Genomic DNA, 13,038 nt, shown 5'->3' with positions numbered 1-13,038 from the left:
GCGAGCCTGCTGAACCAGACCTTCAAGACCGACGCCGTCCAGGACGAGATGCTCGTCGGCGTCGCGAAGATCACCGTCGCCACCCAGTAACACCCCTCCCTGCCGACCCCCGGGTCGGCAGGCCCCGGGTCGTCTCCGTGGCGACGCACCGGCCCTCACGTCTCGTGACGAGCCGGTCATCCCGGTGGTCCCCCTCCCGCATCCGTGCGGGAGGGGGTTTCCCTTGCCCCGGCGGATTCTCCGCCCGACGAACGGAACCCCATGGTTCACCCCACCTCGCCCCTGACTCCCCCGATGCTCGTCGGGCACCTCCCGACGACTGCCGAGGCAGCTCCGGTCGAGGTGCACCTACCGCGCTCACGGTTCCCCGTGGCGATCAGCTTCGAGTCGTCGGACACCTGGTCGATCGCCGAGCGCTTCGGCGATCAGCTCGTCAGCCACGGACGGCTCGCGTACCGCGCGGGCTCGTTCGTCGTCCGCACCGCGGCCGGCACGACCCGTTACGGCCACTCGTGGCAAGCCGCCGTCACGGCCCACCTCCTCCGCCGCGGCTGACGGACCAACGACCCTGGCCCTGTTCGCCGCCCGCTCCGCTTTCAGAGCGTTTCCTTTCGACCACTTCAGCTGGGGCGACGACGGACACTCACGCCTTTCTCGGTGAGACGCAGCGCCTCCACGAGCGTGCCCACGATGTCGTCCCCGTTCACATGCCATTTCTCAGGGTCCAAGTGCCCGCTGATCTCCAACGCCGCGATGCCGTGCGCGGTGGACAGCAGCAAGGCACCATGTCGGAGCGCGTCCCCGGCCCCCACCATGTCCTGGACGACTGCGAGAAACGCTTCCTGGAGGCGGGACGCCGCGCGCGCAGTCTCGGAGTCGTCCGCCCGAGTGCTGAAAACCAACGAGTAGAGATGTGGCCGCTCGCGGGCCAGCCGGATGAGCGCGAGGAGCGCTTCCACGAGGCGGGCGTCGGGGGCGCCGCTCGCGGCCCGTATCCGCTCTACTTCGTCGGAAAGCGAGTCCCACGCCTCGACGACGAGCCACCTCAGGAGGTGTTCCTTATCGGAGAAGTGCCCGTACGGGGCGCCGCGCGAGACACCCGCCCGCGCCCCGACCGCTCGGAGTGTCACGGCGCCCGGCCCGCCCTCGTCGAGCAGCTCGGACGCGGCGCGGACGAGGGCGGCCCGGGTCGCTGCCGCGCCCTCGATTCTCGTCGTCATGGACCCACCGTAGTTGACAATGTCACACCAAGCACTCATGCTGCTCGGTATGACAACGTCACATCAAACTGAACTCATCGTCGTGAGCGGCGCATCCACAGGCATGGGCGCCGCCACCGCCCGAGAGCTCGCCCGACGTGGATTTCACGTCCTCGCGGGCGTGCGGCGCCCTGCTGACGGCGATGCACTGCGCGCCGATGGCATCGAACCGGTGATCCTCGACATCACCGAGCCCGGTCATGTCGAGGCCCTGGTCGAGCGGATCACCAGCGATCCCGACGCACGCCCCCTGCGCGCGCTCGTCAACAACGCAGGGGTCTCCGTGTACGCGCCGGTCGAGGCCTATCCGCTGGAAGAGTGGCGTGGACTGTTCGAGGTCAACCTCTTCGGGCACGTCGCCATGATCCAAGCTCTACTCCCCACCCTCATCGCCGGCGGGGGACGCATCGTGAACATCAGCTCGGTCGGCGGGAAGGGGGCGATGCCGACCTACGGGCCCTACGCTGCGACCAAGTTCGCGCTCGAGGCGGTCAGCGACGCACTCCGTCGAGAGCTTTCGCGGCACGGCGTGCAGGTCGTCGTCGTGGAGCCGGGCGCCGTCCGGAGTCAGATGGCGGACCGAGGCGCCACCGCGACCTCGGCCTTCGCGGCGCAGATGCGACCCGATCTCCAGCGGCGGTACGGCGACCTGATCACCGCCGCACTCGCCCAGACATCGGCACACATCGGCCGAGGACTGTCCGCGGACGCCGCCGGCAGCATCATCGCCGATGCCGCCACGATCCGTCGACCGCGTACGCGGTACACCGTCGGGCGCGATGCGTCGATGCTGGTCGCGTTGACTCGAGTGCTCCCCGACCGCCTGCTCGACCGGGTGATCGCTGCCGGCTTGCGACCCCACCTACCCGTCCACGCGACGACGCCGACGGCCGTCGGGTCAGCCTGACACGCAGCTCGCGCAGGCCGCCGTCGGCGGATCAGCGACGCATCTTGACTTTCCATGTCGGAAACACTTAGTGTTGCCGACATGGAAAGCCATTCGAACGACAACTCGTCCAAGCCCGTCGACCCCGTCGCCGCCCTCCGGGTCGCGAACGAGGCCCAGGCCCGCATGGCGGAACGCGTCCGGTCCCCCTGGTGGGTCCACGTCCTCCGCGGTGCCTTCGTGGCCGCTGCCGTCTACGGCCTCGGCGCCCCCGACAGCTCGGCGTGGATGTTGGTCGGCGTCCTCGGCCTCGTCGCCCTGTCCCGCCGCCGTGTCCGCGACGTCGGCGTCGCCCGGGCGAACCCTGAGCGGTGGAGGTTCCTCACTCTCGGCGCCCCGTGGGCGATCGTCGCCCTGGCCGTCAGCGTCGCAGCCATGGCCTTCGTCGTCGTCGCCCAGGACGAGCCCCTGTGGCAGGTCGGCGTGGCAGCCGGCGTCGCCGGGGTCGTCACCCTCGCCCTCGGCCCCGCCGCCGACGCGTCCGCCCGTCGCCGCCTCGGCAGCGTCCTCGCCGGCAGCCCCGCCCGGTGAGCGCCGACACCCCCGAGCCGGCCTTCGACGCCGTCGTCCACGCACCTCAGCGGCTGCAGATCTGCGCGATGCTCGCACGCGGCGGCGAGGTCGAGTTCGGTGTCCTCCGCGAGGGGCTCGACGTCTCCGACGCCACCCTCAGCAAGCACCTCCGCACCTTGACCGAGGCCGGCTACGTCGACCTCCGCCGCGTCCAGCGGGCGAGGGGCCAGGCGCGGACGTGGGTCACGCTCACGCCGACCGGCTCACAGGCACTGCGCGGGCACTTCGCGTTCCTGCAGAGCATCGCGCCCCAGTAGCGACCTCTCGAGCAGAGGGAGCGCGCACGAGCGCGAGTCCGGTCCGGCGACTCGCGCGAGTCCCGGCCGGACCGCGAGCCTCCGGCGTGTTCTCGCGACGGCGGGCGCCGGTCGTCGGCTGTCAGTCCAGACCGAGCGCGAGACCGCCCAGGGCCGCGACGGTGACGACGACCCAAGCCGGTGCCCGCCAGGCCGTCAGCAGCACGAAGCAGATCAACGCCAGGCAGAACGGGCCCGGACTGACGACATCGGTCGTGGCGCCGAGGTCGAGCAGCGCGGTGATGAGCAGCCCGACCACGGCAGCGTTGGCCCCGCGCATCCCCGCCCGCACGCCGATGTGAGACCCCCCGGTGTTCCAGAACGGTGCGACTCCGATCAGCAGCGGGAACCCAGGCGCGAAGATCGCGATCGTGGCGAGCAGCGACCCGAGCGCGCCTCCCGGGCCGAGATCGCTGACGGCACCGAGGTAGCTCGCGACCGTGAACAGGGGCCCGGGCACGGCCTGCGCGAGGCCGTACCCGGTGAGGAACACCTCGTCGCTCACGTACCCGGGCTCGACGAGGCCCGCGTGCAGCAGCGGCAGCACGACGTGACCCCCTCCGACAAGACCATCGGGCCATGGTGCCCCTGCGACCAGCTCCGGACGGTGACTGCGAGGTTGATTCTCGACCCCAGGGCCATGATCACCAGGCCCTCGAAAGGCAAGGCCCCAGGCCCCCACGAAAGCAACCTCCATCAGCCCCGCTCCCACCGTCGTGCAGGCCTGATCGAGGTCAGGGGGATGATCGGCCGTCGGGCACTGACGCAGGCCGAGGCTCGACACGCGTGTGACGGTCTCAGTCGTCATCCCACTCGTCGCGCATCTCTTTCGTGAGAACTGCGACCTGAACGGTCAGGGCCCCGAGGAGGTCTTCGCGGTTCAGCCTGTTCGTCGTTCGGTATGCCCACGTCGCCTCCCCCTCGGCATTCAGGGTCTTGACGAGTACGAACGCCTCGAAAAGCGTCCCGAGCGCGACGCTGTTCGCGCGCAGGTTGACCGAGTTATCCTCACGCGTGCGAACTCGTCGACTTCTGGCTTCCTCGGCCCTGCTCGTGGCCACCAGCGCAGCCGTGGCGGGGTGCACCTCGGCGTCGGGGATCGAACAGCAGTGGGGTGACGGTAAGGGATACGTCTCAGCCGATCAGCTCGTGACCGAGATCGCTCCCGAGGACCGCGGCGACCCCATCGAGTTCGACTCCGAGCTCAGCGACGGCACGAAGATCGCGGCGGCTGATTACCAGGGCAAGGTCGCCGTCCTCAACTTCTGGTTCGCCGGGTGCGTCCCGTGCCGAATGGAAGCGACAGATCTCCAAGCGGTGAGCGAGGACGTGGCCGACGATGCCGCTTTCCTGGGCGTCAACGTCAAGGACCAGCCCGACACCGCCGACGCCTTCACCCGGCGATTCGACGTCACCTACCCCACCGCGATCGACGCGAACACCGGAAGCGTGCAGCTCGCCTTCGCCGGCACGACGGCCCCCAACGCGACCCCGGCGACCTTCGTCCTGGACCCCGTGGGACGCGTGAGCGCACGAGTCCTGGGGCCCGTCGACCCCTCGATCCTGCGAGCACTCGTCGAGACGGCGGCCGCTACGCCCGAGGCTTCGCCCCGCGGTTGACGCAGCATCGGGGGGCTGCTGGCTTTCGACCGTGACGACCACCCCGGCACGGCCGGGTCTCGCCTGGCCGAGGGACGACGAAGGCTGGCTCCTCGTGCACCCGCTTTTCCTCGCGGCCTGGGCGCCCGTCGGCCCTCCGGTTCGGGCCTGGCCCGCTCTAGACACGGCAGGTCGACCTGTCACGCGCAGCATTCATACTCTGAGCCCCCGCGCGTGCCCGCAGGCGTCTCACGAGACGCATGAACGCCCCGACGATGACGGCAACGTCGGGCAGGACATCTCGCAGCGCGTTGGGTCGAGAGCTTGGCTCAGGAAGCCACCGCAGGGTCGAGGGCGAGGCGGAGCAGTTCTTTGGCGCGCTGATATCGGCTCCGTGCGGTCGATGCCGGGATGCCCATGACCTGGGCTGCGTCGGTGATGCTGAAACCGTCCCAGTGCACGAGTCGGATGAGCTCCGCCATGTCCGGCTCGAGACGTGAGATGGCGTCCCGGACTTCAAGGTGCTCATCTGCGGGCGGTGCTGTGGCCGGTGTGAGGGCGGCGTGCCCTCGGAGGCGATCAGACAACGCCCACCGCCGGTGTACGCCTCGAGCATGGTTGAGCAGGACCCCCCGGGCGATGCCGAAAAGCCACATCCGTGACCGCTCTGGTTCGTCGGGCAGATCCTCGAGACGGCGCCACGCGACGACGAAGGTCTCGCCCAGCAGATCAGGCGCCTCGTCGGAGTCGGTGCGACGCCGCAGGTAGGACAACAGATCGACCGAGCTGGCTTCTAGCGCAGACCGTAGGGCCCGCTTTCGGTTCCCGATCACGGGGCGACCTTCTCGCAGAGGATCGATTCTGCTCCGGTGTAGTCGTGGCCCCCGTCGAACGCGGCAGCCTCCACGTCGACGACGTCACGGACGGCGTTCGACACCGCTGCAGCGTAGATGTCGTCCTCAGTCGGACCAGACGCCGTCGCGTGAACATCCTCCAGCTGCCCATTCGGAAGGACCGCCACGTAGGAGACGCTCGTGTCGCGCTGGCGCACCTCCGTGATCGAGGCTTTCACGTCAGCTTGGTCGACGAGGTCGAGGTCTCGGATGTGGCGGGCAAAGTCACTGTCGTTCGCCGGATCGGATCGCGTGACGGCGCCGTTGCCGTCGATGCTCTCGATGTCGTAGACGGCGACCCGGGCCTCGCAGGCGCGACCACTCGGCAGGATGAACGGGTAAGCCAGGTCAGGGTCCTGGGCCCACGGAGCCCAGTCGAAGACCGAGGCTGCAACGGCTGTCCCGGCACCGCTGACGAGCAGCACTGCAAGGCCAGCGGTGGCGGCGACGCGGAGCGGCCGACGCCGGAGGCGCGAGGCAGTCTTGGCCTCGGCCGCCATCACGGCGAGGTCGTGGCGAAGCGCCGGGCTTGAGGTCGTCTCCGCGGGTGCGCTGTCGGCGAGGAGCACGTCGAGGTGATCGGGGGTTGCGGTCATCTTTCCTCCAGAGTGGGTTCACCCTGTACGTGTCCGGCACACGGGGAAATGTCCATGCTCGCGCCCCGATCGTCTGACGGATGCAGCGGCACGACTCTTCCAGGAAGTCGCTCTCATGGAGGATGTGCCCCGGGGGCCATGGTCTCTTGACTGGGTCGATGCGCCGCTTGTACACGTCCTGTCCCTTCCAGGGTTTGACTGGCGCCGCGCTCATCGCCGCGTCGGGAGCCCTGTTTCTCGGTGTCCGGCTGCTCTACGTCTACAAGGGCGCAACCTACAAGTGCGCCGTCGAGGGCCCGCATCTCGAACGTTCACAGATCGAGACACAGCTGGTCTCGGGTTCGTTCTCCGCCTGGCCGATCGCTCGCGAGTGCACGTACGTCACTGGGTCGGTCGTCGAGACCACGCGAGGAACAGATGACACATGGCTGCTCACCGGGTTCCTCTACGCCCCGGCGCTCCTTGGCCTACTACTGCTCGTCATCGCCATCGTGAGAACTGTCCGCAGCTCGCGCGCCCTGGCCATCTGAACCGGTGCATCATCGTGGCCGGGGCAGCGAACATCGCGTCCGGTTTGGCCCTGCGGCGCCACGTCTGGCGCAAGAAGTAGCCCGACCGTCCACTCCCCGATCCCCTATCGAGACGCCTCGAGATCCATCGCCATGCCCGCCCCGTCGGCTAGTCCGAGACCTGCGATCGGCTCTCTTCGAACTGCACATAAGCAATCTCCTTCAAGTGAAGAGAGAGCTTCAGCAAGAGCGCTGCGGCCGCCGCTCCTAAAACCGATCCGATGAACATCCACCAGAAGCCGAGGATCAGACCGGCCACGGTCACCAGGCCAGTGAGGGTCACGACCGAACTGAAGCAGATGTAGGCGATCTCGCGGGGCAACATCCCCCAGACTTTGATGTCCTCGAGCACATTCATCTTGTCTCCTCGTTCGCGTCCCCCAGGGGATTCGCTTCACTGTAGATGCGGCCAAACTTCCTGGCCCGTCAGCGGCTCCCCTATCGGGCGGCATCGACGTCGCGCAGAAACACGAGCTGAGCGTGTTGCGTTCAGGGCTCGGTAGCTGAAGCGATCTTGAGCAGGAGCCGATTGAGCTCGTTGCTCTCGTCCGTGCTGAGCGCCGCGTCATCGAGGTCGTTGGCGGCCAGCGCGATCACCCACGCTTGCGCGAGGACCTCGCGGCCAGCCTCCGTCATCCGCGCGGGGTTTCGTCGCCCCTTGCCACGATCACCGACACGACGAATCAAGTCCCGTGCTTCGAGCCCGTCCAGGAGCGGCGCGACGCTCTGTGGTCGCAACAGCACGGCCCGGGCGATCTCGGCCGTGGTCAGTTCGCCCTCTTTCTCGAGGAACGCGAGGACGCCGAACTGGATCGGGTTGAGGCCGAGGCCTGCGAGGCGGCCCGCGAGGCGGTTCCCGACGAACCGTGCGACCCGGACGACGTTCCAGGTCAAGACGTCGTCCAGGTCCCGCGCCGCTTCGGAATCCGGGAGAGAGGGCATGCCCTCATCCTTCCATCGCCCGCTTCGAGCGCGTACGCTCGCAGAAACAGATTTCTGTTACTCGATGAGGAGAAGGACATGCCCGACACCACCCCCACCCAGCACCACGTCGCCGAGCTCGTCAGCGACGCGAATGTCGCGATGTTGACCACGACGACCCCTGACGGCCGAAGCGTCAGCCGCCCGATGGCCCTGCAGGAGGCCGAGTTCGTCGGCGACCTGTGGTTCTTCGCCTACGACGATTCCGCGAAGGCGCGGCAGATCAGCGCACACGAGCAGGTCAACGTCGCCTTCGCGGACATGAAGGGGCACACCTGGACGTCGGTGGCGGGGCGAGCGACGATCGTCCACGACCGCACGAAGGCCGAGGACCTGTGGGCGAAGCCCCTCCAGGCCTGGTTCCCGGACGGGCTCGAGACGGACGGCCTCTGCCTCATCCGGGTCGAGGCAGACTCCGCCGAGTACTGGGAGGGCCCCAGCAGCACCGTCGCCTACGTCGCCCAGACCGTCCGGGCAGCCGTGACGAGGAACCCCGACCGCGATCCGATCGAGAACGATACGGTCCAGCTGTGACAGACGACGCGCTGCCCCTCGCCGATGCAACCGGGCTCCAGCGCCTCCTGGTCCTCGGCGCCAATGGCCCCACGGGCCGTGAGGTGGTCCAGCAGGCCCTGGACCGGGGGCACCGCGTCGACGCCCTCACCCGGCACCCCGAGAGCTTCCCCCTGCACCATCAGCGACTCCGGGTCGTCGCGGGCGATGCCACCGATCCGGCCGTGATCGACGCCGCGGTCGCCGCCACCGATGCCGTCATCTGCACCATCGGTGCCGCATTCACGCTGAAACCGGTCGAGGTCTATTCGGCAACGGCCAGAGGCGTCATCGTGGCGATGGAGAATCACCACCGGCGACGCTTGATCGTCGTCACGTCAGCAGGGGTCCGCCGATCCCACCATCAGAGCGGCATCGCCCAGGTCGTCGCCTACGGCCTCATGCGGCACGTGCTCGGGCGCACCGTCTACGACGACATGGTGAAGATGGAGTCTGTCGTCACAGCCAGCGCCCTCGACTGGACGATCGTGCACCCGCCCGGGCTCGTGAGCGTCCCCGGCCACGGCTACTCCGTCCGAGCGGACGAGATCGAGGGGAACCTCTGTGCCCGCGACGACCTCGCCCGACTCCTCATCGACCAGCTCGCCGACGACCACTTCCTCCGGGGCATCGCCGCCGTCGCCACCCCCGGACTCACCGTCGGCGCCGGCCACATGATTCGACACGAGATCCTCAAACGCTGATCACGAGGCGCTGGCCACTCTCTTGTCGACGCGTATGACGATCGTCTGTCGGGACGCCTCGAGCGAGCTCCGACCGTCGTTATTGCCACGAATCCCGACGCAGCCTGCTCGAGGCTGTACCGCCCAGCACCTTCACCCCGACTCTGCCGCGGTTCGAGAGAACATGGAAGTAGCCGCAGACAGCGACGCGTGGCGGGAGAGCGCTTCGGGCCGCGACGACCGAGATCATCAAGGAGTGCACGACCCCATGACCCGCGAGACGAGACCCACCATCATCACACTCGAACTGGTCGGCACGGAGGAACTCGACGGCCTCTGTCGCCGGCTGCAGGCAGCCTTTGCTGCCGGCATGGCCGCAGCTGGGCTACCGAATGAGGGTGAACCCATCCCAACCGACGCCGAGATATTGCACAACATTCGTGAGCCCGGCACCGAGGTCCTGCACGTGATCGGCGGCGGGAGGCACGTCGGCGGCGCGATCGTACGCATCGACCGGGCAGGTACCTCCGGCCACCTCGACTTCTTCTTCATCGACGAGGAGGAACAGGGCACCGGCATGGGAGCAGCGGCCTGGGCAGCGATCGAGGCCCGCCACCCAGCGGTCACCGTCTGGGAGACCATGACGCCGTACTTCGAACAGCGGAACATCCACTTCTACGTCAACCGCTGCGGCTTCCACATCGTCGAGTTCCACCATCCGGGGCATCCCGACCCGAACGGCGCTCACCACCACGAACACGGCGAACGCTCCGGAAGCGGACACCAGGGCGAGGACGACCCCGATCTGATGTTCCGCTTCCGAAAGGTGGTCAGCTGACGCCACCGCTGCGAGGGGTCGCAGACATGCCCTTTCGTCGACGCGCCGACGTCCCCGCCAGCGGCCTCGAGGCCGTTACAGATGCGCGTGGGCGAGGACCGTTCGGCCATCGAGATGCGGGACGTCGGACGACCTGGTGAGGGTGGTCAGTCGATCGTCTTGGTGGGAAGGTCGGTGTAGAAGCCGGTCTGGAGATCGTGGAGGAGCGTCGGGCCCGACGGCTCCCACGACATGAGGCGCCGGGTGGTGAGAGCAGAGGAAGGCTGGTCCCCGCTGAGGAGGGCACCGAAAACACCGAGCCGCTCGGGATCGACTGCGGTCGCGGGAAGGCCTGTCTTGGCCGCGACGACGTCGGCGACGTGACGCATGACGACGCCTTCTTCGCCGACGGCGTGCAGCACCGATCCCGCGGGTGCGCTCTCGAGGGCGAGGAAGAAGAGCCGTGCGGCATCGGAGATGTGGACAGCGGGCCACCGGTTCTGCCCGTCGCCCACGTATGCCGCAACGCCCAGCTGGCGGTCTAGAGCGACGAGCGCGGAGACGAGTCCGTTCTGGTCGCCCTCACCGTGCACCGACCGGGGCATGCGGACCAGCACGGAACGAATGCCCTTCGCCGAGAGAGCCAGGACCGCCGACGCAGTCCTGGCACGTGGGCCCGCGGGGCCCGCGGGATCGAGCACGTCTTCCTCGGTCGCGATGCGGCCGGGAAGAATCGGGGTGCCGGAGGCGGCGACGAACGCCTTGCCGGTTCCTTCGAGAGCAATTCCGAGCTTGGCGATCAGGTCCACCTCGTTGGCCACGGTCTCCTCGAATGCCGCGAAGTCGAGGGTGAAGGCGAGGTGCGCGACGGCATCCGCCTTCGTGGCTTCGGAGACGATCAGGTCGTGATCCTGCATGTCACCGCGGACCGCGGCACCACCCGCGGCGGTTATTTTCGCGGCGGACGCCTCGGATCGAGCCAGACCCGTGACGTCGTGCCCCGCTGCGACGAGCTCGGCGGTCAGGGCCGATCCGATCCATCCGGATGCTCCGGTGATGAAGACGCGCATGATGTCTCTCCGTTCTCGCGGACGAGTGGCTCGACCGCCACCGCGCCTCCTGATGTGACTTGGTAACGTCACGGTACACCTGACGTGACTCAGTTGCATCACTAGGATGGGAAGTATGGGTCGTTGGGAACCGGATGCGCGCGGCCGCCTCTTGCGAGCGGCGATCGAGTTGTTCTCCGAGCACGGCTACGACGCGACGACCTCCGCCCAGATCGCGGCTCATGCCGGGTTGACGAAGACGACCCTGTTCCGGCACTTCACCGACAAGCGCGAGATCCTGTTCCAGGGGCAGGACGCGCTCGTCGCGGCAGCCGTAGCCGGCATCGTCAACGCACCCGCCGATGTCTTCCCCGGCGAGCTCGTGCGGGCCGGGATCACGTCGCTCTGCGCCGCGCACTCCGACGACCTCCGAGACATGGGCCGACTACTCGACCCGCTCCTGGCCGCCACTCCTGAGCTTCGCGAACGGGCGACCTTCAAGCGATCTGCCATCACGGAAGCTCTGCAGGAGGCTCTCCGAGACCGCCTCGGGGATGTTCGCCAGGCCGGCCTTCTCGCCGACATGGGCGTGCGGGCCTACTACGAGGGCTATGCCTCGTGGATGCTCGGTGACGGAAGAGACACCCTGATCGACCGCGTCGACCACGAACTCATCGCCTACCAGGGGACTCTTGCGCACATGCACGAGGCCTTGAAGCAGGACCGCTCCTCCTGACAGCACCGTCCGCCCACCAGGAATCCCCTACCGGGCAGGAAGCGGGCGTGCCAGTCGGCTGTCGCCGTCAGAGAGCCCGTGTCATCGTGAGCTCGTCCCCGGAACCGGCTGCGACAGCGAATCCGCTCCTCTCATAGGTGCGCCGGGCGCGCTCGTTCTCGGCCATCACCGACAGCTCGAGGCGCGGTGCCCCCGAGGCGGCGGCCCACGTCACGACGGCATCGATGAGCAAGGTCGCCACCCCTCTGCCTCGAGCGGCAGGGGCCACCCACATCGAGATGAGTTCTGCGCCAGCACCGCGCCGTGCTGCCGGCGTACCAGTGACCATGCCGAGCGGACTGCCCGTTCCTGAGTCGCGGGCGACGAGGTCGATCGCTCCTGGGATGGAGAGGCGCTCGCGCCAACGGCTCTCATCAGCATCGATCCAGTCAGCCAACCGAGAGCCGAAAGCCTCCGGCGCCTCAGTCAGCGCCGCAAGCCTCATGGAGCGCCAGAATCTCCAGTCATCGGACGACAAGGTGATCAGCGTGACCGTCATTTGTTTACGGTAGCGACCGGAGCACGATCCGCTATCGGGACACCGCGTCTAGACGCTCGTCCCCTCGGCTATCGGGCATCCGCAGACCGGGCGATCACGGACCGGACCAACTCACCGATCGGAAGCTCGCGGTGCCTGTGGCCGTCGACCAGCAGTGCCCGCATCCCGGCTGCCCTGGCTCCGTCGACGTCCTTCACCAGATCGTCGCCGACGAACAGGCATGCCCCCGGCTCGACTCGGAGCTCAGAGGCGAGAACGGCGAAGGCCCTCACGTCGGGCTTCGCGAAACCGATGCGCTCAGACGTGCAGACGACATCGAACTCGACGAGGAGACCTGTCCGCCGGAGCTTGGCTAGCTGCTGAGCCTCGGTCCCGTTCGTCAGCAGTCCGATGCGATGACCGGACGCGCGCAGGCTCCGAAGAAGTGGAAGCGCATCGGGAAATGCCCGCCATGACGACTCGTAGGCCCGCAGGTAACCGCCGAACAGCTCGTCGACATCGACCTCACCCGCAGGGACATCGACCCCGAGCGGCGGGAGGACAGAGCGCAGCCGCTCACGGCGTTGCTGCGAGAAGCTGATCTCGCCCGACCGCCAACGCTCGAAGTGCTGCTCTTCGGCGGCGAACCAGCTATCAAGAATCGAGTCGGACGCGACCACACCTAGCGAGCCGAGGAAGTGGACCGCGGCGGATCGGGCTGAACCGCGGTGATCGAGCAGCGTCCCGTCGAGGTCGAAGCCGACTGCACCCACTCGCGTCACCGCGCCAGTCTAGAAGTGAACCGGTGGCCGATCGGCTATCGGGCACCGCACCTCATTCCGCGCAGACTTCAGACGGTATGGGCTCCATCAAGAGCTTTTCATGTCCTCGACGGGCCGTGCCGTAGCTACTCCTGGCGAAAGCGATCAACAGCGACGTGCAGCAGCCGAGTCGACTGAAAGCTCTTCCCTT

At 68.0% G+C, this 13,038-nt stretch carries 20 protein-coding genes; 10 read left to right on the top strand and 10 right to left on the bottom strand.

The features are described 5' to 3' along the window. Positions 1-261 precede the first annotated feature (261 nt). Positions 262-555: a hypothetical protein gene (locus tag EDF50_RS09945; RefSeq protein ID WP_123519350.1), complete on the top strand. Its 294-nt coding sequence runs from the start codon at positions 262-264 to the stop codon at positions 553-555. Positions 556-620: 65 nt separating this feature from the next. Here EDF50_RS09945 and EDF50_RS09940 read toward each other — a convergent pair whose 3' ends face one another. Then, complete coding sequence (locus EDF50_RS09940) at positions 621-1,220, bottom strand: TetR/AcrR family transcriptional regulator (protein WP_123519421.1); 600 nt, start codon at positions 1,218-1,220, stop codon at positions 621-623. A gap of 82 nt (positions 1,221-1,302) precedes the next feature. Here EDF50_RS09940 and EDF50_RS09935 point away from each other — a divergent pair, with 82 nt between their 5' ends. The 3 genes from EDF50_RS09935 to EDF50_RS09925 all read left to right on the top strand — a co-directional run bounded on the left by EDF50_RS09935 (position 1,303) and on the right by EDF50_RS09925 (position 3,035). After that, positions 1,303-2,166, top strand: coding sequence for an SDR family NAD(P)-dependent oxidoreductase (locus EDF50_RS09935; protein WP_233570505.1), 864 nt, complete (start codon positions 1,303-1,305; stop codon positions 2,164-2,166). 81 nt (positions 2,167-2,247) lie between these two features. Beyond that, positions 2,248-2,736 (top strand): hypothetical protein, encoded by a 489-nt coding sequence (locus EDF50_RS09930; protein WP_123519349.1) that lies wholly within the window; start codon positions 2,248-2,250, stop codon positions 2,734-2,736. Then, positions 2,733-3,035: a transcriptional regulator gene (locus EDF50_RS09925; protein WP_233570504.1), complete on the top strand. Its 303-nt coding sequence runs from the start codon at positions 2,733-2,735 to the stop codon at positions 3,033-3,035. The genes EDF50_RS09930 and EDF50_RS09925 overlap by 4 nt, the downstream gene beginning before the upstream one ends. Positions 3,036-3,156: 121 nt before the next feature. Here EDF50_RS09925 and EDF50_RS16955 read toward each other — a convergent pair whose 3' ends face one another. Both EDF50_RS16955 and EDF50_RS16825 read right to left on the bottom strand, forming a co-directional pair. Further along, positions 3,157-3,771, bottom strand: coding sequence for a chromate transporter (locus tag EDF50_RS16955; protein WP_255410078.1), 615 nt, complete (start codon positions 3,769-3,771; stop codon positions 3,157-3,159). A 100-nt stretch (positions 3,772-3,871) separates the two neighbouring features. Next, complete coding sequence (locus tag EDF50_RS16825; protein ID WP_123519347.1) at positions 3,872-4,135, bottom strand: hypothetical protein; 264 nt, start codon at positions 4,133-4,135, stop codon at positions 3,872-3,874. Here EDF50_RS16825 and EDF50_RS09910 point away from each other — a divergent pair. After that, entirely contained in the window at positions 4,128-4,694 is a 567-nt protein-coding gene (locus EDF50_RS09910; protein ID WP_233570500.1) for a TlpA disulfide reductase family protein, read from the top strand. The two genes, EDF50_RS16825 and EDF50_RS09910, sit on opposite strands and share 8 nt — an antisense overlap. Before the next feature lie 308 nt (positions 4,695-5,002). Here EDF50_RS09910 and EDF50_RS09905 read toward each other — a convergent pair whose 3' ends face one another. Then, positions 5,003-5,506, bottom strand: coding sequence for an RNA polymerase sigma factor (locus tag EDF50_RS09905; protein ID WP_233570498.1), 504 nt, complete (start codon positions 5,504-5,506; stop codon positions 5,003-5,005). Then, complete coding sequence (locus EDF50_RS09900; RefSeq protein ID WP_123519345.1) at positions 5,503-6,162, bottom strand: hypothetical protein; 660 nt, start codon at positions 6,160-6,162, stop codon at positions 5,503-5,505. The genes EDF50_RS09905 and EDF50_RS09900 overlap by 4 nt, the downstream gene beginning before the upstream one ends. 158 nt (positions 6,163-6,320) lie before the next feature. On the opposite strand from EDF50_RS09900, the gene EDF50_RS09895 reads away from it, so the two are divergent. After that, entirely contained in the window at positions 6,321-6,692 is a 372-nt protein-coding gene (locus tag EDF50_RS09895; RefSeq protein WP_148076809.1) for a hypothetical protein, read from the top strand. 148 nt (positions 6,693-6,840) lie between these two features. Here the strand turns inward: EDF50_RS09895 and EDF50_RS09890 are convergent, their stop codons facing one another. Next, a complete protein-coding gene (locus tag EDF50_RS09890; RefSeq protein WP_123519343.1) occupies positions 6,841-7,089 on the bottom strand; it encodes a hypothetical protein in 249 nt (82 codons plus the stop codon). 131 nt (positions 7,090-7,220) lie between these two features. Further along, entirely contained in the window at positions 7,221-7,673 is a 453-nt protein-coding gene (locus EDF50_RS09885) for a MarR family winged helix-turn-helix transcriptional regulator (protein ID WP_123519342.1), read from the bottom strand. 78 nt (positions 7,674-7,751) lie between these two features. Between EDF50_RS09885 and EDF50_RS09880 the strand changes: the two genes are divergently transcribed. From EDF50_RS09880 to EDF50_RS09870, 3 genes are all read left to right on the top strand, one after another. Next, entirely contained in the window at positions 7,752-8,246 is a 495-nt protein-coding gene (locus EDF50_RS09880; RefSeq protein ID WP_123519341.1) for a pyridoxamine 5'-phosphate oxidase family protein, read from the top strand. Beyond that, positions 8,243-8,968 carry an NAD(P)-dependent oxidoreductase gene (locus EDF50_RS09875; protein WP_158612680.1) on the top strand — a complete coding sequence of 242 codons (726 nt, stop codon included), beginning with the start codon at positions 8,243-8,245 and terminating at the stop codon, positions 8,966-8,968. Before EDF50_RS09880 ends, EDF50_RS09875 begins: the two co-directional genes overlap by 4 nt. 247 nt (positions 8,969-9,215) lie before the next feature. Further along, positions 9,216-9,785, top strand: coding sequence for a GNAT family N-acetyltransferase (locus EDF50_RS09870; protein ID WP_123519417.1), 570 nt, complete (start codon positions 9,216-9,218; stop codon positions 9,783-9,785). Between the two features lie 146 nt (positions 9,786-9,931). Here EDF50_RS09870 and EDF50_RS09865 read toward each other — a convergent pair whose 3' ends face one another. Beyond that, positions 9,932-10,834 (bottom strand): SDR family oxidoreductase, encoded by a 903-nt coding sequence (locus tag EDF50_RS09865; protein ID WP_123519339.1) that lies wholly within the window; start codon positions 10,832-10,834, stop codon positions 9,932-9,934. Positions 10,835-10,949: 115 nt separating this feature from the next. On the opposite strand from EDF50_RS09865, the gene EDF50_RS09860 reads away from it, so the two are divergent. Next, positions 10,950-11,549 (top strand): TetR/AcrR family transcriptional regulator, encoded by a 600-nt coding sequence (locus EDF50_RS09860; protein WP_199738709.1) that lies wholly within the window; start codon positions 10,950-10,952, stop codon positions 11,547-11,549. A gap of 67 nt (positions 11,550-11,616) precedes the next feature. Here the strand turns inward: EDF50_RS09860 and EDF50_RS09855 are convergent, their stop codons facing one another. Beyond that, the gene (locus tag EDF50_RS09855) at positions 11,617-12,087 is read right to left on the bottom strand and encodes a GNAT family N-acetyltransferase (RefSeq protein ID WP_123519337.1); all 471 of its coding nucleotides are present in this window, start codon (positions 12,085-12,087) and stop codon (positions 11,617-11,619) included. A 68-nt stretch (positions 12,088-12,155) separates the two neighbouring features. After that, positions 12,156-12,839, bottom strand: coding sequence for an HAD family hydrolase (locus EDF50_RS09850; protein ID WP_158612679.1), 684 nt, complete (start codon positions 12,837-12,839; stop codon positions 12,156-12,158). Between the last annotated feature and the right edge of the window lie 199 nt (positions 12,840-13,038).

Source organism: Frigoribacterium sp. PhB24 (genome assembly GCF_003755185.1).
In the GTDB taxonomy this organism is placed as follows: Bacteria; Actinomycetota; Actinomycetes; order Actinomycetales; family Microbacteriaceae; genus Frigoribacterium.
This window is presented reverse-complemented; position numbering and strand designations above follow the sequence as displayed.

What these genes read in the sequence shown, in the direction of transcription:
- EDF50_RS09945 (WP_123519350.1), top strand. Translation starts at nt 262, where the DNA reads ATGGTTCACCCCACCTCGCCCCTGACTCCCCCGATGCTCGTCGGGCAC.
- EDF50_RS09940 (WP_123519421.1), bottom strand. Translation starts at nt 1,220, where the DNA reads ATGACGACGAGAATCGAGGGCGCGGCAGCGACCCGGGCCGCCCTCGTC.
- EDF50_RS09930 (WP_123519349.1), top strand. Translation starts at nt 2,248, where the DNA reads ATGGAAAGCCATTCGAACGACAACTCGTCCAAGCCCGTCGACCCCGTC.
- EDF50_RS16955 (WP_255410078.1), bottom strand. Translation starts at nt 3,771, where the DNA reads ATGGAGGTTGCTTTCGTGGGGGCCTGGGGCCTTGCCTTTCGAGGGCCT.
- EDF50_RS09900 (WP_123519345.1), bottom strand. Translation starts at nt 6,162, where the DNA reads ATGACCGCAACCCCCGATCACCTCGACGTGCTCCTCGCCGACAGCGCA.
- EDF50_RS09895 (WP_148076809.1), top strand. Translation starts at nt 6,321, where the DNA reads ATGCGCCGCTTGTACACGTCCTGTCCCTTCCAGGGTTTGACTGGCGCC.
- EDF50_RS09890 (WP_123519343.1), bottom strand. Translation starts at nt 7,089, where the DNA reads ATGAATGTGCTCGAGGACATCAAAGTCTGGGGGATGTTGCCCCGCGAG.
- EDF50_RS09885 (WP_123519342.1), bottom strand. Translation starts at nt 7,673, where the DNA reads ATGCCCTCTCTCCCGGATTCCGAAGCGGCGCGGGACCTGGACGACGTC.
- EDF50_RS09880 (WP_123519341.1), top strand. Translation starts at nt 7,752, where the DNA reads ATGCCCGACACCACCCCCACCCAGCACCACGTCGCCGAGCTCGTCAGC.
- EDF50_RS09870 (WP_123519417.1), top strand. Translation starts at nt 9,216, where the DNA reads ATGACCCGCGAGACGAGACCCACCATCATCACACTCGAACTGGTCGGC.
- EDF50_RS09865 (WP_123519339.1), bottom strand. Translation starts at nt 10,834, where the DNA reads ATGCGCGTCTTCATCACCGGAGCATCCGGATGGATCGGATCGGCCCTG.
- EDF50_RS09860 (WP_199738709.1), top strand. Translation starts at nt 10,950, where the DNA reads ATGGGTCGTTGGGAACCGGATGCGCGCGGCCGCCTCTTGCGAGCGGCG.
- EDF50_RS09855 (WP_123519337.1), bottom strand. Translation starts at nt 12,087, where the DNA reads ATGACGGTCACGCTGATCACCTTGTCGTCCGATGACTGGAGATTCTGG.